Raw genomic sequence first — 23,451 nt, forward strand, 5'->3', positions numbered from 1 at the left:
ACACGAGCAGGCTGCGCTCAGGAACCCTGTCCAGCGATCCAGAAATACGTCACCAACGCGAGCACGAAGACCACGATGTACAACCAGCCGATCCAGATGGCCACGCGCGCAAAGGGTTCACCGAGCTCGCGCGTGCGTGCGATGGCTGAGCGCGCGCGGTAGCCGAGAAAAAGGCCGATGGGGGCGGTGATACCCAGGATGGACAGCACCAGGGCCCAGATCGCCATGCGGTTCGTGCCCCGCGACCGAGCGGTGCGGGAGGGCCGGGCGGCCTCGGTGCGGGTCCGCGTGGGCACGGGCTCCTCCGGAACGTCTTTGTCGGGGTTAGTGTTCGAGTAGGCCAGCGTGCGACTCGACTCGCCGCCGTCGCGGGTGGGCGTCGAGGAGTCGACCGACGTGAGACCGTCGGCCTCCTCGTGAAACGGCGGGGGCCGGTTGACAGTGGTGTCGGCGTCCGAGCGGGGCTCGTGGGGGACCCGGGTCGTCGGCTCGGCGACATCCGGACCCTGGGGCAACGCGGTGACACGGGTCGGGGTTGCGCTGGGCGAGAGCCCGCGCGGAGAGCCGCCGGGTCGCGGCCCGCCGGCCTGAGGTGGTCCGGCCTGCGGAGGTGGACCTGATTGTGGGGACTGGTGCGGTGCACCGGGCTGCGGCGGGCGGGCGCCCCCCGGCGGCGGTGGGCGGCGTCCCGGAGGAGGTCGGTAACCGGGGGGAGGAGGGCCGCCCCGACGGGGTGGTGCGTTGTGGCCGCCGGGTCCCGAGGTGTTCCACGGGGGCACGCCACCACCCGGTGGCGGCCCACCGGTGGGCATCGGCGGTGGGCCGCCGGGTCCGCGTGGCGGGGGTTGCGTGCGCGAGGGCGGGGGACCACCGGGTGGTGCCACCCCCGGTTGCGGCGGCCGTCCACCCGACCGGGGCTGCGGAGGAGGGGTCGGGCGTGCGGGACCGGAGCCAGACGATGGTGCCTGAGCACCCGGTGCGGTCACAGGAGCCGTCGGACGACGCTCCCATGGGGCCGACACCGGAGTGCCGGCCGTCGCGCCACCATCATCGCCGGTCCCATCCCGGGACCCACCGGGATCGGTGGGAGGACGTGAGGTGTCGTCGGAGGTCACTGTTCCAAACTACCGTTGTCGATGCATGGTCCGCGCAGCTACCGATGTGTGCACGGTCGCGAAGCGGCAAGAAGCGAGGTCAAACTACTGGGTGGATGCCGGGTCGTCACCCGCGCGAGCGAGCTCCTCGACCCGCGGGACCGTCGCGGAGATCGGCGGGGGTTCGCGCCGGGAACGCCGGACGACGGCCACGGTGATCGCCGTCGCGAACAGCGAGGCCAGGACCGAGACTGCGGCCCACACGTACTTGTTCGACATGCCACCAGCGTGCCAGCATCCGTCGCGGACTGTCACCCCGGGCGCGTGGGACGTGGCGCACAGCACCTGACAACACCGCGTTGTTCGCTGAGGGCCGATCCGCCACCACAGGAGAAGTGGTTGGATGGAAGGCGTGACTACTCAGAAGCAGACCGCGACTCTCAAGACCAATCGCGGCGACATCGTTGTCGAACTCTTCCCGAACCACGCCCCCAAGACCGTGGCCAACTTCGTCGGCCTCGCGGACGGCTCCAAGGAGTACAAGCAGCCGAACGCTTCCGGCGGCAACAGTGGCCCGTTCTACGACGGCTCGGTGTTCCACCGCGTCATCGAGGGCTTCATGATCCAGGGTGGCGACCCGACCGGCACCGGCCGCGGCGGACCCGGCTATCAGTTCGCCGACGAGTTCCACCCTGAACTGCAGTTCGACCGCCCGTACCTGCTCGCGATGGCCAACGCCGGCCCGGGCACCAACGGTTCGCAGTTCTTCATCACCGTCGGCCCGACGCCGCATCTGAACCGTCGCCACACCATCTTCGGAGAGGTCAGCGACCCGGCGTCGCAGCAGATCGTCGATGCGATCGCCACGACCTCCACCGACCGGGCGGATCGTCCGCTCGACGAGGTGATCATCGAGAAGATCGAAATCAGCTGACCGGCCCGCAACATCCCGGTCCGCAGTACACCGCCGGCCCGCCGGCGGTGTGCTTTCGGCACCCCGACAGACCGACCGGGCTGGCGTGTAGCCGGTGTGGCCGGCCCGCGTGTCCCGAGTGTCTGCGTCCGGCCGCGGTCGGGCAGCACTGTGTGGCCTGCCTGAGCAACGACGGGGTGCAGCGATCCACTGTCGCCCCGACCTACGGGGACCGCGGGATCCGACCGATGGTGGCCACACCGATGGTCGCCGCGCGCCCCTATGCCACCTACGGCCTGATCGCGGTGAACGTCGTGATCTTCGCGATCTGTGCACTGCAGGCCCGTGGCTTCGACATGCTCCGGTCGCCGTTGTTCGTCGACTGGGCGTTGGTGAAGCCATGGGTCGCCGACGGCGAGTACTGGCGCCTGTTCACCGCCGGTTTTCTGCACTTCTCGGTCACCCACATCGCGGTCAACATGATCTCGCTGTACATCCTCGGCCGCGACCTCGAGATCGCCATCGGTATCCCGCGCTACCTGGGCGTGTACTTCACCGCACTGCTCGGCGGCAGCGCGGCGGTCATGGCCCTCGGTTCCGGCACGGCGATCAATGCCGGTGCTTCCGGAGCGATCTACGGCTTGATGGGAGCGGTCCTCGTCGTCGTCCTGAAGGCGCGTGTCTCCCCGGCCCCGGTGATCTCGATCATCGTGCTCAACATCGTGCTGTCGGTGACCATCCCGGGCATCTCGCTGCTCGCGCATCTCGGCGGCCTCGTGTTCGGCGCCGCGGCGACCGCAGGAATCATCTTCGGGCCGCAATGGGTGCTCTCCCCGCAACGCCGTTCGGCGTCCGCCGCCGCCCGGGTGGGGTGGATCTCGATCGGTGTGCTGATCGTGTTGGCGGTGGCTATCGGCGTCGGCGTCGGACTGTCCGCGGACAGCCACGTCCTCGTCGGCTGAGCGGCACCGCAGCCGCTCGCCGACTCCACCGCTACCTGCGCTGATCCTCGACGACGAACCCGGCGCGCCGCAGGTCGTCGGCGACCGAGTCGAGGTCGGTGCCGAGGTCCCAGCGACTGAACACCATCAGACGTGTGTCTTCGCGTAACCCGTCCGCCGGCGGGGTCGTCGGTGCGCCGGGACGCAGGAAGTCGAACTCGAGCTGACCCGTGCGACGCCCGATGCGTCGGAAATCCAGCAGCCGGATCCGCTCGATCCGATCACGCGGATAGGTGTGCGTACCGCCGAGCGTGCGGACCTCGACCGCCGGCCGGCCGGCCACAGCGGTCACGGCGAGACGTGGGCGAACCGTCAGGGCATAACCGGAGAATCCCAACAGCAGCAAACCCGCGGCGCCCATGAGGACCAGACCTACCCGGTCCGACGCGGTCACCGCTGCGCCGACCAGCAGGATCAGACCGCCGACGCCGAGTGCCAGACCGGCCGTGCGCGACGTCGACCACGCGAGTGTGGACAGATCAGCAGAGTTATCCACAGGACTTACTCACAATGGGGATGACTTACACACATGTGATTTCCACAGTGTGGATGAATTACACACATGTGAGTCGAGGGTGTTCGGCCTGGTCGGAGACAGGCCGCCGACGTCAGCGCCACCTCATGGTCATCAACAAGCCGGCAACCATCAGGGCGAACCCGATCAAGAAGTTCCACGGACCGAGGGCGTACATCCAGTGCAATGGCTTGCCCTCGGCACCCAACGCCGACGGCGTCGCGACCAGGTAGAACACGATCAGCCAGGCAAGCCCGAGCAGCATCAGGCCGAGCATGATCCAGACGTAGATGTTGCTCGACGGCCCGGCCTTCACCTTCACCGGCGTCCGGCTCGCCGGATTGATGGTGTAGTCGGTCTTCTTCCGGACTTTTGACTTCGGCATGACTTCCTCTGTAGTGCTGAACAGCCTCGGGCTGTCGGTCAGGCGCGACGGTACCGGTCCACACTCGTGTACACGACGGTCCGTCGCTCGCAGGTACTATCTGTCCACGGTATCTCACCAGGTCGCCGTCCCGGCAATGTCGCATCCTCTGCTCAGGCGCTGAACGAAAACCGCTCGACCCGGCCACCTGCGGCCAAGGTAGCCTGACTGGGTGATCCAGCCGTCTGCGCACGAGGAATCCGGGTCCGGCCGCATCCTCGTCATCGACAATTACGACAGCTTCGTCTACAACCTGGTCCAGTACCTCGGCCAGCTCGGAGTCGAGGCCGTCGTGTGGCGCAACGACGATCCGCAACTGGCCGACCCGACCGCCGCCGCCGAGGGCTTCGACGGTGTGCTGCTGAGCCCGGGTCCCGGAACCCCCCAGCGCGCCGGAGCCACCATCCCCATGGTCGGAGTCGCGCGGGACACCGGTCTGCCGCTGCTCGGCGTATGCCTGGGCCATCAAGCGATCGGTGCGGCGTTCGGCGGTACCGTCGATCGGGCCCCCGAGTTGCTACACGGCAAGACGTCGCAGGTCATCCACGACGGTGTCGGAGTGCTCGCCGGACTGCCCAACCCGTTCACCGCCACCCGCTATCACTCACTGACGGTGCTTCCCGAGACCATCCCCGACGAACTCATGGTGACCGGCCGCACCGAGTCGGGCATCGTGATGGCGATGGCCCACCGCGAGCTGCCGATTCACGGCGTGCAGTTCCATCCGGAGAGCGTCCTGACCCAGGGTGGCCATCGCATGCTCGCCAACTGGTTGGCCGTGTGCGGCATCGACATCCCCGAGTCCCGGGTGGAGGTTCTCGAGACCGAGATGGCCGCGGCGATCGGCTGAGCTGATCGTCGGCTCTTCGTGACACTCGGCTGGCGCCTCGTTCCTCAGGGACCGGGGTAGGGGTTGGGTTGGTTGCTGGTTGCCCACGGGCCGGTGACCGGGGTCGGGTTGTTGATCCGGTGCCGCGGCGGATCAGGGGCTTGGTCGGGCCGCGTCAGCCGGGCAGCAGGCTGGCCTGGCCGATCACGATCGACACCGAGCCGTCCTTGCGGATCCGGGTCCCGGCCGCCGGATCCTGATCGATCACCTTGCCGTTGTCGGAGCTGGTGATCGGGACGTTGCGGTTGGAGCGCGTCAGGGTGCTGTCCTCCCACCCCGCGGCCGTCAGCGCCGCCCGGGCCTGTGCCGGTGTGCGGCCCCGCAGATTCGGCATCACGAACATGTTGCCTCGCGACACCACGATCTGCACCGTCGCGCCCTGCTCCACCGTGGCTCCGGCGGCGGGCGAGCTGCTCACGACCTGACCGGCCGGCAGTTCGGAATCGCCGGCGACACTGACCACCTTCAGACCCACCTGCTCGAGCACCGTACGCGCGGCGTCCTCGGACTGTCCGGTGACGTCGGGGACGGTGATCTCCTTGGGCCCGTTGCCGACATGCACCACCACCGCGCCGTTGACCGGTGCTTCCGCGCCGGTCGGCGGGGTCGTGTTGACCACTTTGTCCTTGAGTTCCCCGCTCGAGTCGACCCGGTCGGTCTTCACATTGGAGAAGCCGAGAACCCGCAACTCCTCGGTGGCCTCGTCGGGTGTCTTGCCCCGCAGATCCGGCATCTGGTGGCGTTGCGGCCCGCTGGAGATGTAGAGGGTGATCTCCGCACCCTCGGTCGCCAGCACGTTCTCCGCCGGTGCGGACCGGGTTGCCGAACCGGCGGGAACGTCCAGGCTGGGTTCCTCGAGTTCCTTCACCTTGAAGCCGGCCTTCTCCAAACTGTCGTGAGCCTGCGTGGACGGCAGTCCCACCACTGTCGGCACCGGTACCTGCTGCGCCGAGTCCGAACTCCACGGCGACCAGAGGAATAGTCCGGCCACCACGACGACGATCGCCGCGATCGCGCCCAGCAGCAGACCGCGGTACCGACGTCGGCGCGGCTGCGCGTCATCACCATCGTCGTCGCGGCGATGTGAGGTGACCGGGCGCCGCGGACCGGAATCGGTGAGCAGCGACCGGCGGGGCGCCGCGTCGATGAACTCGGTCCGATCCTCATCCGACAACAGCATCGGAGCCGACGGCTTTCCGCCGGCGAGCACCTTGATCAGGTCCGAACGCAGATCGTTCGCCGACTGGTAGCGATTGGCCGGGTTCTTGCTCATCGCCTTGAGCACCACCGAATCCAGCTCGCGCGGGATCTCCGGGCGGATCGACGACGGCCATGCCGGGTCCTCGTGGACGTGCTGGTGGGCCACGGCGACCGGGGAGTCACCGGTGAACGGCGGTTCGCCGGTCATCAGCTCGAACAGCACGCAGCCCATCGAGTAGATGTCGCTGCGCGGATCGACCTTGATGCCGCGCGCCTGCTCCGGCGAGAGGTATTGAGCTGTGCCCATCACCGCCGACGTCTGCGTCATCGTCGACGTCGTGTCGCTCATGGCACGCGCGATCCCGAAATCCATCACCTTCACGGCGCCGGACTTGTCGATCATGACGTTCGCCGGTTTCATGTCGCGATGCACGATGCCGTTGCGGTGCGAGAAGTCCATCGCCGCAGCGACGTCGGCCATCCAGGTCATGGCCTGCCGAGGTGACACGGGGCCGTTTGCGCGCAGCACGTCACGCAGAGTGTCGCCGTCGACGTACTCCATCACGATGAACGGCAACGGACCGTCGTCGGTCTCGGACTCTCCGGTGTCGAAGACCTGCACGATCGTCGGGTGATTCAGCTTGGCCGCATTCTGTGCCTCGCGACGGAAGCGCAGATAGAACGTGGGGTCGCGGGCGAGGTCGGCGCGCAGCACCTTGATCGCGACGTCGCGATGCAGCCGGAGATCGCGTGCGAAATGCACCTCCGACATCCCGCCGAATCCGAGCGTCTCTCCGAGCTCGTAACGGTCGGACAAGTGGTGCGGCGTCGACATCACCTTGGCCTCACCATCTTTCGCTGATCCGGTCGTCTCGACGACCGGCCGGTGTGCCTGCCCTGGCCGCCATCCGTACCGACACCCCATCCATTATCGGCCAACTCATCCGCCCGTCAGCCCGGGAATGGTGAACGTCGGGAAGACGGGATTGTCGGCGGTCGGGGCACCCGGATCGGTGGTGTCGGGCGTCTCGGTGGTGGGTTCCTCCGTGGTCGTGGTCGGCTCTTCGGTCGTGGTGGTGGTGGTCGTGGTGTCCTTCTTCTTCGTCTTCGTCGGCTCCGGGGCCTGCTCCTCGGTGGTGACCTCGGGCTCGGCGGTGGTCGTCTCGGTGATCGTTGTCGTCGACGACGTCGCGGGCACCCCCGGCGACGACGAGTTCAGGTTCAGCAGCCAGTAGCCGATCAGGATGAGCGCGGCGAGCAGCAATGCGCCGGCCACGCCGGCGAGTACCTTCTGACCGGTGGTCCAGCTGTTGTCGTCGGCCGGCGGCACCGGGCGACTCGGGGGCCTGCTCGTCGTGCGCGCGGTCGACGGCTGCGTCCCGGGAGCCGGCCCGGTCATGGCGCGCGTCGCCGTCGGGCGCATCGCCGCGGCCGCCGCACCGGCCGCACCCGCAGCTGCGGCACCCGCGATCAGCCCGGGGCGTGGCGGGCGGTGGCCCGCTCGTACCGCGGCGACGGCGTCGGCGAACTCGCCGCCGTTGGTGTAGCGCTGTTTCGGGTCCTTCGCGAGCGTGATGTCGATGAGCTCGCGCACGTTGGCCGGCACGCTGGTCGGCAACGGCGGAGGTGTCTCCCGGATGTGCTTCATCGCGACCGTGATCGCACCGTCGCCGAGGAACGGCCGACGACCGGTGAGTGATTCGTAGCCGACCACGCCGAGCGAATAGACGTCGGACGCGGCGGTCGCCTCGTCGCCGGTGGCCTGCTCGGGCGAGATGTACTGGGCGGTGCCCATCACCATGCCGGTCTGGGTGACCGGCGCCGAGTCGACGGCCTTGGCGATGCCGAAGTCGGTGATCTTCACCTGGCCGGTCGGCGTGATCAGGATGTTGCCCGGCTTCACGTCGCGGTGCACCAACCCCTTGGTGTGCGCGGCCTGCAGGGCCCGCCCGGTCTGTTCGAGCATGTCGAGCGTGTTGGTCAACGACAGCCGACCCATGCGTGAGATGACCGAGTTCAGCGGCTCGCCGTCGACGAGCTCCATCACCAGATAGGCCAATGGCTCACCGCCACCGCGGTCCGGCGTCTCGCCGTAATCGAAGACGTTGGCGATGCCGGGGTCGTTGAGCTTAGCGGTCGTCTGCGCCTCGGCGCGGAACCGGGCGGTGAACTCGGGGTCGTGGGTGTATTCGGCCTTGAGAACCTTGACCGCCACCCGTCGATTGAGACGGGTGTCGAGGCCTTCCCACACCTGGCCCATGCCACCGGTGGCGATGAGACGCATCAGTCGGTAGCGATCGGCGATCGTGGTGCCGCTCTGCAATGTCATCAGCTTGCACCTCCCACCAGCGCGTTGATCACGGCCCGTCCGATCGGCGCCGAGACCGCGCCGCCCGTCGAGGCCGGTCCCGGGTCGCCGTTCTCCACCACCACGGCGACCGCGATCTGCGCGTTCGACGATGGTCCGAACGCGATGTACCAGGAGTACGGGGTCTCTGATTCGACGTCGGAGGTCGCCGAGTGCTCGGCGGTACCGGTCTTCGACGCGATCGACAACGCCCCGCCCGCACCCTGCGTGCTTCGCTCGGACTCCATCATCAGCGATGTCAGGGTGGCGGCCTGATCCGAGCTGATCGGTTCGTTGATGGTGGTCGGTTGGGTCGTCTGCAGGGTACGCAGGTCCGCGGCCTGCAACTTGTCCACCAGATAGGGCTGCATCCGGACGCCGCCGTTGGCGACGGTGGCGGCGACCATCGCCATCTGCATCGGCGTCACCCGCACGTCCCGCTGCCCGATGGAGGCCTGGCCGAGCGCGGCGAGATCGGGGATCTCACCGATCGTCGATTGCGTCACCGGCAGCGGGGTGTCGGGTTGCTTCTCGTCGAGGCCGAAGCGCTGCGCGGTCTCACTGAACACGGTGATCGGGTCCTTCATCTTCGAGGTCGTCAGATCGACGAATGCCGTGTTGCAGGAGTACTTGAACGCCTGCAGGAGCGACACGGTGCCGCCGGACGATCCCGGGCATGTCTCGCCGCCGTAGTTGCTGAGCGACGTGTTGGTGTCGGGCAGGACGATCGATGGCGCGGCGGTCAGCCGGACGTCGGGGGTCAGCCCGTCCCGCAGCGCCGACGCGGTGGTGATCACCTTGAACGTCGATCCGGGTGGGTAGAGCTGGTTGATCGCACGGTTGAGCATCGGCATGTTGATGTCGCCCGGCTGATTCCAGGCGGCCCAACTGCGTTCGCGCACATCCTGATCGTGACTGGCCAACTTGTTCGGGTCGTAACTCGGCGTCGACGCCATCGCGAGGATCTTGCCGGTGTTCGGCTGCAACGCGACCACCGCGCCGCGGCACCCGCCCTGGCATCCGTTGCGCAGACCGTCATAGGCGGCGCGCTGCACGCGCGGCACGATGGTGCTGACCACGTTGCCGCCGCGCGGATCCCGGCCGGAGAACATGTCCATGAACCGCTGACCGAACAGGCGGTCGTCGTTGCCGTTCAGGATCGAGTTCTCGTACAGCTCGAGTCCGGCGCTGCCGTACTGGAACGAGTAGTACCCGGTGACCGGTGCGAATGCCTGAGCACCGTTCGGGGGATAGGTGCGCAGGAACTTCAGCCGACTGTCGGTGGGCACCGACACCGCGATCACCGAACCGCGGTCGGCGGTGATCGAACCCCGTTGGCGCGCGTACTCGTCGAGCAGCACCCGGTTGTTGCGCGGATCGGACCGCAACGCGTTGGCCTTGAAAACCTGCACGTAGGTGGCATTGGCGAGCAGCGCGATGACCATCACGATCACCGCGACCGACACCCGCTGGATCTGCTTGTTCATCGGCGCACCGCCTGGGTGGGCAGCGAGTCGATGCTCTTCGGTGGTTGCCGCCGGGTCGGGTCGGGTTCGCGTGCGGCGTTCGAGATCCGGATCAGCAGCGCCACCAGGATGTAGTTCGCGAGCAGCGAGGATCCACCGTAGGACAGGAACGGTGTGGTCAGGCCGGTCAGCGGGATCAGTTTGGTGACCCCGCCGACCACCACGAACACCTGGACCGCGATGGTGAACGACAGTCCGGTCGCCAGCAGCTTGCCGAAACTGTCGCGCACAGCGACGCCGGTGCGCAGGCCGCGCATCACGAAGATCAGATACAGCATCAGGATCGCCCCGAGACCGACGAGCCCCAACTCCTCACCGATCGTCGCGATGATGAAGTCGGTGTTGGCGAACGGGACGATGTTGGGTCGACCCGATCCCAGACCGGTGCCGAACAGACCACCCGTCGCCAGGCCGAACAGGCTCTGCCCGATCTGATACCCGGCGCCGTCGAAGTCGCTGAACGGATCCCGCCAGATCTCGACCCGCACCTGCAGGTGGGCGAACAGCTGGTAGGCGACGAACGCGCCGATGATGAACAGGGTTATGCCGAGCACCAGCCAGCTCGACCGACCGGTGGCGACGTAGACCATCGTGAGCATCGTCGAGAAGATCAGCAGCGAGCTGCCCAGGTCGGAGGAGTAGGCGAGCACTGCGATCGAGACGAACCATGCCGCCAGCAGCGGACCCAGGTCGCGGGCGCGGGGGAAATCCATCCCCAGGAAGTGCTTGCCCGCGGTGGTGAACAGATCACGCTTGGACACCAGGAATGCCGCGGTGAAGATGATGATGAGGATCTTGGCGAACTCGCTGGGCTGGATCGAGAAGAACGGCGTGATGATCCAGTTCTTCGATCCGTTGATCTCCGACATCGACGACGGCAGGATCGCCGGGATGATCAGCAGCAGAAGGCCGCCGAGGCCCATCGTGTACGCGTACCGCGACAGGGTGCGGTGATCGCGGACCAGGATCAGGATCGCGGAGAACACGATGATGCCCAGCACCGCCCACAGCAACTGCTGATCGGCGTTGTGGGTGACGTCGCTGTCGTTGATGGACTCGCCGGTGGGGCCCGTGCCGAGGTCGAGGCGATGGATCAGCACCAGTCCGAGCCCGTTGAGGACCGCGACGATCGGCAACAGCAGGGGATCGGCGTGTGGGGCGTAGCGACGGACCACGAAATGGGCGGCGCCGAACAGCGCGATGTAGGCCAGCACGTACTTCAGCAGGGCCCAGGTCAGGTTCTGCTCCTGTGCGGCCTGCACGATGATCAGCGCAACCGTCACCAGGCCGATCGCGAACGCGAGCAGCACCATTTCGGCGGTGCGCCCGGTCTGCTCGGGTGGCTGGCGCGGCGGGGCGTGGACGGGTGCGGACGATTGAGTCATCTAGTGGCCCCGACAGATCTTGTTGCCGTCGCTGTCGTACTGCGGCGGTGCCTGAGGTGACGTCGTGGTCGAGCTGGTCGCCGAGCTCGCCGGCGGCGCACTGGCCGGCGCGGGACGCGCGGATGTCGGGGTGGGCGCCGGTGCAGGGGCCGGCGCGGGTGTGGGGGCCGGCGCCGGTGGCGGCACCGGATTCGGGCACAGCGGAAGGAAATTGAGCTGCTCGACCCGGTCCTGGGCGTCGGCGAGGGGCATGTTCCGGATCGAGTTGTTGACGACGGCGTTGCGGTCGAGTTCGGCCAGATCAGAGGTCTGCAGCGGGGTGCAGGTGTCGGAGGTGTTGTACTCGACGAACGCGACCTGCGGACGTTCCTGGTCGAGCCCGGTGACGCACACGCTCTCATTGGCCGAGCTGAGGTCGATGAACAGCACCTTGTCGGGGGAGCCCTGGTAGACCACCACGTCGCCGTCGACCTCACCGACGAAGTAGCTGTTGCGCACCATCGCCCGGGTCACGAAGAACCCGGCGATGAGGATGGCGATGATGGCGACGGTGACTCCGGCGAACACCCAGCGTCGCCATGGTCGGCGCGGTGGCTCGTCGTGGTCGTCGTTGATGATGGCGGGCCGCTGCGGCTGCGAGGGCGGTGGGCGCAGGGCCGCTGCACGACCGGCAGCGGTCGCGGGGTCGGGGGTGTATCCCTCGTCGTCGTGACCGGCGGCGCCGCCGACGATGGGTCGCGAATCGCCGTACTCGTCGTCGACCACATCGGCGACGATGACGGTCACGTTGTCGGGGCCGCCGCCACGGAGCGCGAGTTCGATGAGCCGATCCGCGCACTCCTTGTGGTCCGGGATCGAGCCGAGGGTGTCGGCCAGGGTCTCTTCGCTGACCACGTCGGACAGGCCGTCGCTGCACAGCATGTAGCGGTCGCCGGCGCGGGCCTCCCGGATGGTGAGGGTCGGCTCGACCTCCTGACCGGTCAGCGCCCGCATGATCAGCGAACGCTGCGGATGGGTATGCGCCTGTTCGGCGGTGATGCGTCCCTCGTCGACGAGGGTCTGCACGAAGGTGTCGTCGCGGGTGATCTGTGTCAGCTGACCGTCGCGGTACAGGTAGCCGCGGGAATCGCCGATGTGACACAACCCGATCCGGTTGCCGGCGAAGAGGATGGCGGTCAGTGTGGTGCCCATGCCGTCGAGCTCGGGCGAGTGATGGACCTGGTCGGCGATCGCCGAGTTGCCGTTATGGGTGGCGCGGTCCAGTTGGGCCAACAAGTCGCCGCCGGGTTCGTCGTCGTCGAGGGTCCGCAGCGCCTGGATCACCAGTTGGCTGGCGACCTCACCGGCCGCGTGTCCGCCCATTCCGTCGGCGAGCGCGAGCAGCCGGGCACCGGCATACACGGAATCCTCGTTGTTCGACCGCACGAGACCTCGGTCGCTTCGCGCGATATAGCGCAGTACCAGGGTCACGGGCGCAACTCGATCACGGTCTTGCCGATACGGATCGGCGTGCTGATCGGGACCTTCACCGCCGTCGTCACCTTGGACCGATCGAGATAGGTGCCGTTGGTGGACCCGAGGTCCTCGACGTACCAGTCGTCGCCGCGGCGCGAGAGCCGTGCGTGCCGTTCGGAGGCGTAGTCGTCGGTGAGGACCAGCGTCGAGTCGTCGGCCCGGCCCAGCAGCACCGGCTGGGCGCCCAGCGTTATGCGCGTGTTCGCGAGCGCGCCTTGGGTGACCACCAGGTAGCGGGCCGACCCTCGGGCGGACGTGCGTGCGCCCGAGCGTTCGCGCTTGTCGCTGCGTGTGTAGCGCGCCAGACGACTGCCGCCGGCGGTGGCGATGTCGGCGCGCAGGGTGCGAATGACCGCATACACGAACAGCCAGAGCAGCAGCAGGAACCCGAAACGGGTCAGCTGCAGCACCAAGCCCTGCATTAAGTGTTCACCTCCAGCGCCATCACCTCTGGCCCGCTCGTTCCACCCCGGGCGCCGGTCGTAGAAACGGACCCGACTGCATCTTATGGGCAGAGCACGGTTTCGCCGGCATTGAGATGTGACAGTTCAGTATCAACGCCCGGCCTCCAGGTGGAGACCGGGTGAATGACCGGTGACTACTGGAACCGAACGGTGATGTCGGAGTGGCCGACACGGATACGGTCGCCGTCGGCCAGTTCCCAGCTGCTGACCTGCAGGTCGTTGACCGTGGTGCCGTTGGTCGAGTTCAGGTCGGTCAGCATCGCGACGGACCCGTCCCAGCGGATCTCCACGTGCCGACGCGACACGCCGGTGTCCGGCAGACGGAACTGCGCGTCCTGGCCGCGGCCGATGATGTTGGAGCCCTCACGCAGCTGGAAGGTGCGGTTGCTGCCGTCCTCGAGCAGCAGGGTGATGGCGGCGGGGGCATAGCCAGCCGGACGTCCGTAGCCCTGGTCGTAGCCCTGCTGGTAGCCGTAGGTCGGCTGGCCGGCGTAACCCTGGTCGTAGCCGCCCTGCTGGTAGTCGTACCCGCCCTGGCCGTAGCCCTGGTCGGCGTAGCCCTGGTCGTAGCCGCCCTGCTGGTAGGCCTGGTCGTATCCGGGCTGTGCGTAGCCCTGCTGCGCGTACGCCGGGTCGTAGCCCTGCTGGCCGTAGGCCTGGTCGTAGCCGCCCTGCTGGTAGTCGTAGCCACCCTGCTGGCCGTAGCCCTGTGCCGCGTAGCTCGGGTCGTAGCCTGGGCGGCCGCCCTGCTGGCCGTAGGCCTGCTCGTAGCCTTGCTGATAGTCGTAGCCACCCTGCTGGCCACCCTGGTCGTACGCCGGGTCGGTGCCCCTGCGCTGGTCGTATCCGGGGTTGTTGGTCATCTTCGGGGCTCCTACTTGTCCTTGTCGGTGTGCACTTTCTGGGTGCTGCTCTGCATCTGGTCGGTGCTGGCCGGGCGAGGTGGGCCGCGGCGTGATGTCCGGATCAACCGTTCCGCGGGCGCGGAAAATCCCGGTATGTAGCGACGGCGCCTCGTCGAACTCTACGACGACGCGCCCATATGTTTGCCACCCGTTGTCGGAGATGAAGTTCTCGAGGTGCTTGGAGAACGTCTTCCGGTTCAACTCGTATTCGGCCGCAAGGTGCTTGTAGTCGGTGGAGCTGAACAGCAACGAATAGCTGTTCGGAGCGAGGATCGCTCCGTCACCGAGGTCTCGCAGACCCTCCTGTGCCTCGCGCTGCAGCCCGTTCTCGATCTCCTGCGGGGCGACCTGGCCACCGAAGACACGCGCGAACCCATCATCGACAGCTCCCTCGAGCTTTCGTTCAATTCGTTGCAGAATGCCCACCGGCGACCCTCCCTTCGCGGCTTGGTGCACACGGGCGTGGCGTGTCGCCGTGCGTATGGCCTTGATAGATGATACCGATTTTGACCATTAAGCCGGGGTTCGCGTCAATGCAGCAACGTAAGCAACATCAGCCTCACCGACGTTGCGAGTCTCACTGTACTCGCGATGTTGCCCCTGACCAGCGCTTTCACATGTATTTCCGATCACGAATCAGTGGATCTGTTCGGTGAACATGTCGTGATGTCGACGACGCGGGTCTGCTCCGGTGGCGCGGTTGGCTCCAGACCGCGTACAGGACTCGCCCCCGGTCCCTGAGGGGCCTCCGAGCTTGCGAGGATGCGTCACGAAGGGCCACCTCGCGGCACTCCGGATTTGCGCACGTCCCAGAGCCTGCGCGTCCCCCGGCAGGCCGGTTTTACTTCCGCCCGCCACCCTTGCTATCGTCTTCCAGTCTCACGCAGACAGCCACGGGCGAGTGGCGGAATGGCAGACGCGCTGGCTTCAGGTGCCAGTGTCCTTCGGGACGTGGGGGTTCAAGTCCCCCTTCGCCCACCACGAGCTTTCAGCTCAGACCGATGTCAAGGGTCAGGTTGCACTCAGCGATCTGGCCTTTTTTCGTTGCGCAGGCAGGATTCCCATTATTCGAGCCTGACGTGCGTGATTTCCAGAAATTCGGTCGATCTCGCCGAAAAGATCGTCCAAATGGTGGAGTCGCGGTGATTAAGCAATTGTTACGCTGGCGACGGAAATGAAAAAGGAAATAGTATTTGGAAAGGTGGAATCGAGTATGCGTCGTCTCGTCGGAACCGCAACCGTGGCCGCAGCGGTGGGGGCCGCAGCCATGATCTCCCCGGCCATTGCCGCGGCCGCGCCGGACACCGGCAGTCTGGGGCAGGGGTCGTGCGCGAGCGTGTCGGCGGAGAACCAGACCAACGGGTGGGGGAACACCTTCTCCGACGAACAGGGCCAGGCCGGCACATACTCTGCGACGACGGTCGTCGACAAGGACGGCTCGCTGGAGCTCAAGACCGATGCGCAGACGCCGCGGAAGGCGTCGTATCACTCGGCGAACAAGGTCAAGTTGTCCCAGGTCGTCGGCACCCCGCTCACCTTTGAAAGCAAGGGCGGCAACGCCAACTGGCAGATCCGGGCAACCGGCGCCAACACCGGCAGCAGCGACGGATTCGTGACGTTCGTGTGGAGTGCGAACCACGAGAACGCCGCCAAGAACGACGCCACCAGCTCGGATCAGTGGTGGGCGACGCGTGATCTGGGCAGCAATTTCCCGCGCGGCAAGAAGGGGACTCTGCAGGAGCTCGCGGCAGCGGCCGGCGGGAACACCGTCGTCGACGACTACGGCGTCTCCAGTCAGCCGGGCGGCAGCGGTGACCTCGTGCACGTCGACAATGTGACGTTCAACGGGTGTACCACCAACTTCATGAAGTCGGCACCCAACAGCGGGTTCGGATCCCTCGACAATCTCCTCCCGTTCTGAATCTCGAGGAAATAGAAAGCAGACCCCGATTTCGGGGTCTGCTTTTTATCCGAAATGTACGTATCGGCGGAATTCCGCTTTTTGCCCGACCTGCTCGACAGGCGCTTCGACGCGACGTGTGAGTTCGTGACACCGGGATGCGACGACGTTGATCTCGACACCCGACCACCCTGGTGGGACGATTGACCAACGTCCATGGAGGTCGCGATGAGCAAGGAATCCGGTCCCGTTCCACGCCACATCGAAACGCCAGACGGCACGAGGATCGCCGTCTGGCGAACCGGCTCGGGGCCGCCCTTGCTGTTGGTGCACGGATCCATGTCGGATCACCGACGGTGGCGGATCACGAAGTACCTCACCCCGCACCGCAGCGTCTACGCGATGGATCGGCGGGGCCGCGGCGGCAGCACGGACGGTCCGGTGTGGTCTCCGGATCGTGAGGTCGACGACGTTGTCGCGGTGGTGGAGGCCCTTGCCGCCGGATCGGGCGGGCCGATCGATGTGCTGGGTCATTCGTTGGGCGGCTATCTGGCCCTGCGAGCGGCGTCGCGCACCACGAAGATGCGGCGCCTGGTGCTCTATGAGCCGGCGATCATCGAGGAACCTCAGCCGGCGAAGCTGGTGGCGAGAATGCAGCACGCCGTTGACGACGGACGCTACGAGGACGCCGTGGATCTGATGTTGCACGAAGTGCTTCACATGCCTGACGTCGAGATCGCCGCGCTACGAGCGCAACCCAGCTGGCCGGCGCGGGTCGCCACGGCGCCGACACTACCCCGTGAGGAGAGCGTCAGTCTGGTACTGCGGCCAGGGGAGGCCGCCGCGGTTCAGGTGCCGACATTGTTGATACGCGGTGGCGACAGCCCGAAGTTCCTGCAACACGCCGTCAACATGGTCGCCGCCGCCCTGCCCGCCTGCCGAGTGGTGACCCTGGAAGGCCAGCAACACATCGCCGATCAGACCGACCCCGAGACGTTCGCAGACATCGTGGTGGAGTTCCTCGTCGGCGCGAGGTGATGGCCTCTGGTTGTGGCAACGGATGACCCGCCGGTGCCGGCCGCACCAGTCCGCGAGAGGCTGCGCACAGCAGCACACAGCGAAACCGACGGCCGACCACCGGCGTGAACGGGTGTGTGAGACTGGTGGCCTCAGACCAGCCCGAGCGCGTGCAGGACCTGATAGATCTGGTACAACCCGATGATGGTTTCAATCGATCCCATTGTGTCCCCCGACATCTCGTGATTTGGTTGTGACGCCACCGCATGAACACGGCGACAAGATCGACCCTAAGGCCGCGGCCCCGTCGGCGCGACCCGGAGTGACGACCTTCACCGGATGTTCATCGGCCCGAGAACCGCACACCGCAAAGGACTTCGATGCCGAACTCGCTCGCCGCCACCGCCATGGACCTGGTCCAGCGTCGCACGCTCTTGCCACGCGCGGTCGAGGATGCGGTGTCCGGACGCGGCCGCGACGTCGCCGGGCTGACGGTGGTGGTCACGGGGGCGTCCGCCGGGATCGGCCGGAAGGCGGCGACACAACTGAGTCGACGCGGTGCACAGGTGATCGCCGTGGCGCGCCGGGAGAGCGAACTGCGTTCACTGTCAAACGAAACCGGCTGCGGCTACCGCGTCTGTGACCTGATGAACCAGGACGCGATCGCCGACCTGGTGGCCGACCTCGCCGACCACTCGGTCGACGTCCTGGTCAACAACGCCGGGCATTCCATCCGACGATCGATCATCGACTCGACCGAGCGTCTGCACGACTACCAGCGCACGATGCAGCTCAATTACTTTGCCTCCGTGCAGCTCAGCCTCGGGTTGCTGCCCGGGATGGTCGAGCGGGGACAGGGTCAGATCGTCAACGTCTGCACGTGGGCACTGTTGGCCAACACATTCCCGAGGTTCTCCGCCTACGCCGGGTCCAAGAGTGCCCTCGCGATCTTCGGGCGCAGCCTCAATGCCGAGCGGCCCCATCCCGAGGTCTGCGCGACGAACGTCCACTTCCCGCTCGTTCGCACCGAGATGATCGCGCCCACAGTCGAATACGACGACGTGCACGCGCTGAGTTCGGACGAGGCGGCTCGCTGGATCCTGCGAGCCATCACCCACCGGCCGAGTGCTGTCGCACCGGCGGTCCTGCGAGCTCTGCTGCCCGCGATGGACTACCTCGCCCCGACTGCCGCGGACCGGGCCATCGCGTCGCTGACGTAGGAGATCCCTCTCCGTGAGGAGCGAGGGTGGGTGTCCATCCGGTCAGTGCACGCACCGCGAACGGCGACGGACCGGGCCATCGCGGAGATGTCCCGGCCCTCGCCGTTATGTCGAGCAGGTGCCGTGCCGCGGATCACCGCACCAGCGACGCGTAGACGAGGTAGTTCTCCTCGGTCGCCCGACCGTGATCGAGGAAACACGTGACCAGGATCAGCCTCCCGGGCACCGGCTTCCACACCTCGTCGTAGCGGTCGAGATGCCACTTGTCGTACGTCGCGGTGGCGTCCACCCGATAGGTCCGGGTGCCGGTGGTGGTCGCGAGCCGGATCTCTGCGCCCGGCTGCACCCGCTGGAGCGGGGTGAACACCCCGTCGCCGGTGTGAATCGCATGCCCGGCGATGTAGACGGTGTCCGCCGAGCCGGGCTTGCCGCGCTCGGACCACCACCACGCGTCGCCCTCGGTGGGTGGATCGATCTCGTCGGTCGCGACGATCGGTTTGACCGCGGCGTCGACCTGCACCGACGGCACCGTGAGGTGGATCGGATCGCCGATCGGCGCGGTCCTTGTCGCCGACGTCTCGGTGCTACCGGAAAGGAGCTGGGCTGGTTTCACGGTCCCTTCGCTTGGGCCGCATGCGGTGAGCATCAGCAGGCCGGCGGCGATCGTGATCAGAATGACGAACAGTGCGGCGAATCGACGTGTCTGCATGACTTCTCCCTGTGGCGTCCGACGATCAGCGAATGGGCCGGCGGAAGACCGCCACGGCTGCGCCGCTGCCGATGATCAGTCCGATGAGGCCGCCGGCAACTCCGGCGCCGCCCACAGAGCGCTCGTCACCGGTGTCGAAGGTGGGGCGGTCGGATGTGACGTGCGGGGTCGGCGCCGGCGTTTCCGGCACGACGGTGAGAGTCACGGGAGGCTTCGGGCACTCCGGATCCCCGGCGTTCTCGTCGCACGGGGTGGCTATCGGCTCGCAGTTCGGGTCCTCACTGTTCTCGACGCATTCGTCGCCGCCACCCGCACCGCCGTTGTCGTCGTCCGTGGGGTTCTCGTCGCCGGTGCTGTCGTCACTGTTGTCATCGGTCGTGGTGTCGTTGCCGGGGGGTGTGTCGGCGTCATCGTCCTGGGGATCAACCTGATCGTCGGCGTCGCTCGGAGCGACGGGGCCGATCGGGTCGACCTCTTCTTGAACGACGCCGAGGCCCGGCTCGAACTGCTGAGCCGGCGACTCTGCGAAGGCGATCCCCGCGCCCGGTCCGATCAGTGCGGCGGCGACGGCCGACCCCAGGATCAGGCGGCGGGTGGTGGTGTGGAAGGTGGTGTTCATGGCTGACTCCTGAAGGCTGCGAGGCCGACCGTTTCGGCCTTCAGGGGTAGGAGTCCGCCGCACCCACAGGTGCAACACTTTCCACGAAAAGAACTTCGGGATCTACGAAAGCGCAGGTCACTGCGCCCGCGGAGCGTCAGTCGATCTGCGGACCTGCGGGATCCGTCGACGGCCCGCACGCCGCGGGCGGACAGTTGCTCATACCGGGATCGGGCGCCGGCGGAACAACGGGCGCAGCCGGATCCGGGACACCCGGAACGGGTGCGGGCGGAACCGAATCGTCGGGCGCGGGGGACACCGGAGCTGCCGGGGGGCGCACGGGGCCCGAGGACTGCGCCGAGGCCGAGGGCGCCGGCGGTGAGGGTTCGACCGGCGCCGACAGCTCCGGCGGCACCGCAGGCGTCACCGGCGACCGCTCGAAGACACTGGTCGTCGGTGCCTCGCGCTCCAACGGTGGCGGTGCCACCGACCGGATCCCGGCGGTCGTCTGCGGTGCGGGTTCAACAGTCTGCGAATCGTCGACGACAGGAGTCGGGTCCGGATCGTCGCTGCCCCGAACGACGAGCGCGGCCAACAACCCACCCGCGACCAGCATCGCCATCACTGCCGCGGTCACCCACATCCACCACCGGGGACCGGCACGCTCGGCCGGTGGGTAATCCCACGCGGGCTGGCCGTCGATCATCGTCGACGTCGGCGGCCCCGCCGTCGCGCCCGCGGTCTGGCCACTCATGGTCACCGGTTCCGGCACGAACTCGGCGGCGTGCGCCTCGCCGGCATTCTGTGTGTACGCGGTCAGCACGGGGTGGGCGTCGCTGATCACCCGATCACGCAGCGCGACGGGCACTGCCATCATCGGGAGCGCCACCAGGATCGCTGCCGGGGTGAACCGATTGCGCCGTTCGCCGGTGCAGTTCGGGCAGCCGTCGACGTGTTTGGCGATCCGTTTGCGCCACAGCGGTGTGAACACGCCGTCCCAGGGTGCGAGGAGGGCGGTCAGTTCGTCGCACCCTTCACCGCCGGCCCGTGCGACGAGCAGCGTGCCCAGACTGCGCTCCAACGCCTTGCGGCTGCGTGAGGTCAATGCGGTGACGTGCGAAGCCTTGACTCCGAGGACCGCGGCGATCTCGCCGTTGTCGAGGTCATGCCGCAGACTCAGCTCGATGACCTCGCGATCTTTCGGGGAGAGTCCGTCGAGGGCCGAACGCACCAATTCCTGCACCTCGCGTCGGTGCAGGTCATCGTCGGGTGCGTCGTCGGTCGCGCGGTCATGCCATTTCTCGAACGCGGTCTCTCGCTTCGTGCCGCGCAGGTCTCGCAGACATTCGGACCGCACGATGGCGTACAGCCACGGCCGCAGCCGCGTCGCGTCGCGGAGCTGGTCGATCCGTGCCGCCGCGATCATGAAGCTGTCGTGAGTGACGTCGGCGGCCCGGTCCCGACTGCGGACCATCGAGTAGGCGAAGGTGTGCAGCGCGGAACCGTAGCGATCGTAGGCGGCGCCGAGCGCGGTCATGTCGCCGGCGCGCAGCGCCGCCACGATCACAGCATCCGGCGGCGGTCCGCCGGTCTCGAGTGGTGCGGACATCTCGGTCTCCTGAGCCCCGACTTCGGGGCCTCGCATTCGTAGTGGCATCGCGGTGCGACCGCCCGTTCGGATCACGACCTTCGTCGAAATCCGACCGGGGCCGTCGGCACCAGGAGTCCCGAACCCACGTGAATGCAACACTTCCGCGTCCGGAAGGCCGGCGCACGCCGACAGCACGGATGTTGTTGAGCAGCGGTATCTTTCGTTAACGTAACGAACCGCAAGGTGTCCGCGCGAGAAGAATAAGCGAAATCCAGACTGTCACTGCGTCATTGGAGTCAGCACGGAGACCGCCATCTCCGGACGCCCGAGGGCGTGGATGGCCTGGCGGTGAGGCCTACCAGAGGAATCCCCAAACAGCACTGAGAATTCCGTGCACGAGATTTGCGACCAGGATGAACATGGGTGACACCTCCCTTCGACGAGCAGCGGCACCCGTCCAAGTGTAATCCAGATCACACTGGGCGCGGCCAAAGTTGCTCTAAACGGACGACCCTCACGAGGCGGTCACAAGGACCGTCCCTCGGTTGATTCGTCCGTTCCAAAGGTTGTGTTACACGTCACGTCCGGGAAGGCGTCGCAACGCCAGACGCCCGGCCTCACCTCTCTCGTCGGTTACCGACCCACGGACCCGCACGACGCTCCGGAGTCCGGGAAAATATCGCGCGGTCGATGGGTCGTGCTCGATTCCGAAGAATGATGAGCAAATTGCAACGAGAGTTGAGAAGGGATGGACAACTCTCGCGCAACTGTCCAGAGATCTCGGTGAGAGCCGAGCGGTCTGTCCCAATTGCCGTCAGGTTCACCAAAGGCTGGTGAGGAATCCGAGTGCGGTCTGGACGAAGCTGGCGAGAATGCCGAACAGATCCATTGCTGGTCACCTCCTCTCCGTTGTCAACGGCCGAAATCGGCCACGAGTAATACAGGGAGATAATTGCTTTCGCTGATCCATTGTTCATCTGGTGCGATGGTGATCGCCGGGTTCTGGACGATCGCTTGATCAGATTCTCGTTGGCGAGGAGAATTTCGTTACATCGGGCCGAAGCGTTCTCCGGTGCGAATTCTCCGTCTCGCCGACTCTACTAAGCCGTCACACGAATGCGTTCGGAAATCGCATTGTTCGTCATTCGATTTCGCCGTACCTCCAAATGGCCTGATCGCAGAGCTAAGTCCCGGAGCAAGCTACGAAATAACTGCAACCAGTGTTGTGAAAACCGCAATTCCCACTGTGACCGCGTGGGACGTTTCGCCGGCGGCCGAGAACTCGGGGCCGCATACTTGAACCTGAAGGCACCTTCAAGTAGCTTGATCGACACACCCTGACGTCGACGTTGAGTCGACAGCAGCCCGACACGGCAGAGGATGCGAGATGGAACTCGACGGCAAAGTGGCCATCGTGACCGGCGGCGGAGGCGGGATCGGTGCCGCGATCGGCGCCGGCCTCGTAGCCCGGGGCGCCCAAGTGGTGCTGACCGATCTGAACCCGGAGACAGTGGCGTCGACAGAGAAGGAAATCAACGAATCGGCACCCGGTTCGGTCGCCTCCATCGCCGGAGACGCGGCCTCGACCGAGCACATCGATGCGGCCATAGAATTGGCGGAATCCCGCTTCGGCCCCGTCGACCTCTACTTCGCCAACGCGGGGATCGGCGGCGCTCCGGGACTCTTCGCCACCGATGACGAGTGGTCTCAGGTCGTCGACGTCAACGTGATGGGCCACATTCGCGCCGCCCGGCGACTGGTGCCCGAATGGATCGACCGAGGCCACGGATATTTCGTGTCAACCGCATCAGCGGCCGGCCTGCTGACCCAGCTCGGGTCGGCAACCTATTCCGTCACCAAGCATGCCGCCGTCGGTTTCGCCGAGTGGCTCAATGTCACCTATGGGGACCGGGGCGTGCGGGTGAGCTGCCTGTGCCCGATGGGCGTCGACACCAAACTACTGCGGTCCGATGAGGCGCCCGACGATGACGAGGCCCTCCTCATGCAGCGGGCCGTGGAGACCGCGGGCCGGGTATTGACACCCACGGAGGCCGCCGACACCGTGATCGAGGCGATCGGCGACGAACGATTCCTGATCCTGCCGCATCCGGAGGTCCTGGAGATGTATCGGCAGAAGGGTGCCGACTACGACCGGTGGCTGCGGGGGATGCGCAGATACCAGCAGGGCCTGATCGACACCGCCACCTCCTGAACCCAGACCGAGACACCTCAGCCAGCA

Annotated in this window: 21 protein-coding genes and 1 tRNA gene; 8 read left to right on the forward strand and 14 right to left on the reverse strand. The window is 66.7% G+C overall.

What is annotated here, in order from left to right; translation table 11 throughout:
• Positions 1 to 17: 17 nt before the first annotated feature.
• Positions 18 to 515: a DUF4190 domain-containing protein gene (locus AC4AMJ_RS25010; protein ID WP_489898499.1), complete on the reverse strand. Its 498-nt coding sequence runs from the start codon at positions 513 to 515 to the stop codon at positions 18 to 20.
• A gap of 684 nt (positions 516 to 1,199) precedes the next feature.
• Positions 1,200 to 1,373 (reverse strand): hypothetical protein, encoded by a 174-nt coding sequence (locus AC4AMJ_RS25015; RefSeq protein ID WP_489898498.1) that lies wholly within the window; start codon positions 1,371 to 1,373, stop codon positions 1,200 to 1,202.
• Between the two features lie 124 nt (positions 1,374 to 1,497).
• Here AC4AMJ_RS25015 and AC4AMJ_RS25020 point away from each other — a divergent pair, with 124 nt between their 5' ends.
• Together AC4AMJ_RS25020 and AC4AMJ_RS25025 are read left to right on the forward strand one after the other, a co-directional pair.
• On the forward strand, positions 1,498 to 2,028 hold the full coding sequence (locus AC4AMJ_RS25020) for a peptidylprolyl isomerase (RefSeq protein WP_489898497.1): 531 nt from the start codon (positions 1,498 to 1,500) through the stop codon (positions 2,026 to 2,028).
• Entirely contained in the window at positions 2,025 to 2,969 is a 945-nt protein-coding gene (locus AC4AMJ_RS25025) for a rhomboid family intramembrane serine protease (protein ID WP_489900696.1), read from the forward strand. Before AC4AMJ_RS25020 ends, AC4AMJ_RS25025 begins: the two co-directional genes overlap by 4 nt.
• 31 nt (positions 2,970 to 3,000) lie before the next feature.
• Here AC4AMJ_RS25025 and AC4AMJ_RS25030 read toward each other — a convergent pair whose 3' ends face one another.
• Both AC4AMJ_RS25030 and crgA read right to left on the reverse strand, forming a co-directional pair.
• Positions 3,001 to 3,504, reverse strand: coding sequence for a PH domain-containing protein (locus tag AC4AMJ_RS25030; RefSeq protein WP_489915415.1), 504 nt, complete (start codon positions 3,502 to 3,504; stop codon positions 3,001 to 3,003).
• 112 nt (positions 3,505 to 3,616) lie between these two features.
• Positions 3,617 to 3,907: a cell division protein CrgA gene (gene crgA, locus AC4AMJ_RS25035; protein WP_489898494.1), complete on the reverse strand. Its 291-nt coding sequence runs from the start codon at positions 3,905 to 3,907 to the stop codon at positions 3,617 to 3,619.
• Positions 3,908 to 4,118: 211 nt separating this feature from the next.
• Between crgA and AC4AMJ_RS25040 the strand changes: the two genes are divergently transcribed.
• Entirely contained in the window at positions 4,119 to 4,796 is a 678-nt protein-coding gene (locus AC4AMJ_RS25040) for an aminodeoxychorismate/anthranilate synthase component II (protein WP_489898493.1), read from the forward strand.
• A 154-nt stretch (positions 4,797 to 4,950) separates the two neighbouring features.
• Here AC4AMJ_RS25040 and pknB read toward each other — a convergent pair whose 3' ends face one another.
• From pknB to AC4AMJ_RS25075, 7 genes are all read right to left on the reverse strand, one after another.
• Entirely contained in the window at positions 4,951 to 6,870 is a 1,920-nt protein-coding gene (gene pknB, locus AC4AMJ_RS25045; RefSeq protein ID WP_489915417.1) for a Stk1 family PASTA domain-containing Ser/Thr kinase, read from the reverse strand.
• A gap of 105 nt (positions 6,871 to 6,975) precedes the next feature.
• Entirely contained in the window at positions 6,976 to 8,364 is a 1,389-nt protein-coding gene (locus AC4AMJ_RS25050; RefSeq protein ID WP_489898491.1) for a serine/threonine-protein kinase, read from the reverse strand.
• Positions 8,364 to 9,869 carry a peptidoglycan D,D-transpeptidase FtsI family protein gene (locus AC4AMJ_RS25055; protein WP_489915419.1) on the reverse strand — a complete coding sequence of 502 codons (1,506 nt, stop codon included), beginning with the start codon at positions 9,867 to 9,869 and terminating at the stop codon, positions 8,364 to 8,366. The genes AC4AMJ_RS25050 and AC4AMJ_RS25055 overlap by 1 nt, the downstream gene beginning before the upstream one ends.
• Positions 9,866 to 11,293 carry an FtsW/RodA/SpoVE family cell cycle protein gene (locus tag AC4AMJ_RS25060; protein ID WP_489898489.1) on the reverse strand — a complete coding sequence of 476 codons (1,428 nt, stop codon included), beginning with the start codon at positions 11,291 to 11,293 and terminating at the stop codon, positions 9,866 to 9,868. Before AC4AMJ_RS25060 ends, AC4AMJ_RS25055 begins: the two co-directional genes overlap by 4 nt.
• Entirely contained in the window at positions 11,294 to 12,763 is a 1,470-nt protein-coding gene (locus tag AC4AMJ_RS25065; protein WP_489898488.1) for a PP2C family protein-serine/threonine phosphatase, read from the reverse strand. It abuts the gene before it with no gap.
• Positions 12,760 to 13,230 (reverse strand): FHA domain-containing protein FhaB/FipA, encoded by a 471-nt coding sequence (locus AC4AMJ_RS25070; RefSeq protein WP_489898487.1) that lies wholly within the window; start codon positions 13,228 to 13,230, stop codon positions 12,760 to 12,762. Before AC4AMJ_RS25070 ends, AC4AMJ_RS25065 begins: the two co-directional genes overlap by 4 nt.
• Before the next feature lie 176 nt (positions 13,231 to 13,406).
• A complete protein-coding gene (locus tag AC4AMJ_RS25075; RefSeq protein WP_489898486.1) occupies positions 13,407 to 14,603 on the reverse strand; it encodes an FHA domain-containing protein in 1,197 nt (398 codons plus the stop codon).
• 469 nt (positions 14,604 to 15,072) lie between these two features.
• On the opposite strand from AC4AMJ_RS25075, the gene AC4AMJ_RS25080 reads away from it, so the two are divergent.
• The 4 genes from AC4AMJ_RS25080 to AC4AMJ_RS25095 all read left to right on the forward strand — a co-directional run bounded on the left by AC4AMJ_RS25080 (position 15,073) and on the right by AC4AMJ_RS25095 (position 18,314).
• Positions 15,073 to 15,158 (forward strand) — tRNA-Leu (locus AC4AMJ_RS25080).
• Positions 15,159 to 15,390: 232 nt separating this feature from the next.
• Positions 15,391 to 16,098, forward strand: coding sequence for a hypothetical protein (locus tag AC4AMJ_RS25085; RefSeq protein WP_489915421.1), 708 nt, complete (start codon positions 15,391 to 15,393; stop codon positions 16,096 to 16,098).
• Positions 16,099 to 16,305: 207 nt separating this feature from the next.
• Complete coding sequence (locus AC4AMJ_RS25090; RefSeq protein ID WP_489898484.1) at positions 16,306 to 17,115, forward strand: alpha/beta fold hydrolase; 810 nt, start codon at positions 16,306 to 16,308, stop codon at positions 17,113 to 17,115.
• Positions 17,116 to 17,474: 359 nt separating this feature from the next.
• The gene (locus tag AC4AMJ_RS25095; RefSeq protein ID WP_489915423.1) at positions 17,475 to 18,314 is read left to right on the forward strand and encodes an SDR family NAD(P)-dependent oxidoreductase; all 840 of its coding nucleotides are present in this window, start codon (positions 17,475 to 17,477) and stop codon (positions 18,312 to 18,314) included.
• A 133-nt stretch (positions 18,315 to 18,447) separates the two neighbouring features.
• Here AC4AMJ_RS25095 and AC4AMJ_RS25100 read toward each other — a convergent pair whose 3' ends face one another.
• The 3 genes from AC4AMJ_RS25100 to AC4AMJ_RS25110 all read right to left on the reverse strand — a co-directional run bounded on the left by AC4AMJ_RS25100 (position 18,448) and on the right by AC4AMJ_RS25110 (position 21,230).
• A complete protein-coding gene (locus AC4AMJ_RS25100) occupies positions 18,448 to 19,023 on the reverse strand; it encodes a class F sortase (RefSeq protein ID WP_489915425.1) in 576 nt (191 codons plus the stop codon).
• 25 nt (positions 19,024 to 19,048) lie between these two features.
• Positions 19,049 to 19,642, reverse strand: coding sequence for a hypothetical protein (locus tag AC4AMJ_RS25105; RefSeq protein ID WP_489898481.1), 594 nt, complete (start codon positions 19,640 to 19,642; stop codon positions 19,049 to 19,051).
• Between the two features lie 136 nt (positions 19,643 to 19,778).
• A complete protein-coding gene (locus AC4AMJ_RS25110; protein ID WP_489915427.1) occupies positions 19,779 to 21,230 on the reverse strand; it encodes an RNA polymerase sigma factor in 1,452 nt (483 codons plus the stop codon).
• A gap of 1,369 nt (positions 21,231 to 22,599) precedes the next feature.
• Between AC4AMJ_RS25110 and AC4AMJ_RS25115 the strand changes: the two genes are divergently transcribed.
• Positions 22,600 to 23,424 carry an SDR family oxidoreductase gene (locus AC4AMJ_RS25115; protein WP_489915429.1) on the forward strand — a complete coding sequence of 275 codons (825 nt, stop codon included), beginning with the start codon at positions 22,600 to 22,602 and terminating at the stop codon, positions 23,422 to 23,424.
• Positions 23,425 to 23,451 lie beyond the last annotated feature (27 nt).

This window comes from Gordonia sp. LMA484 (assembly GCF_058129505.1).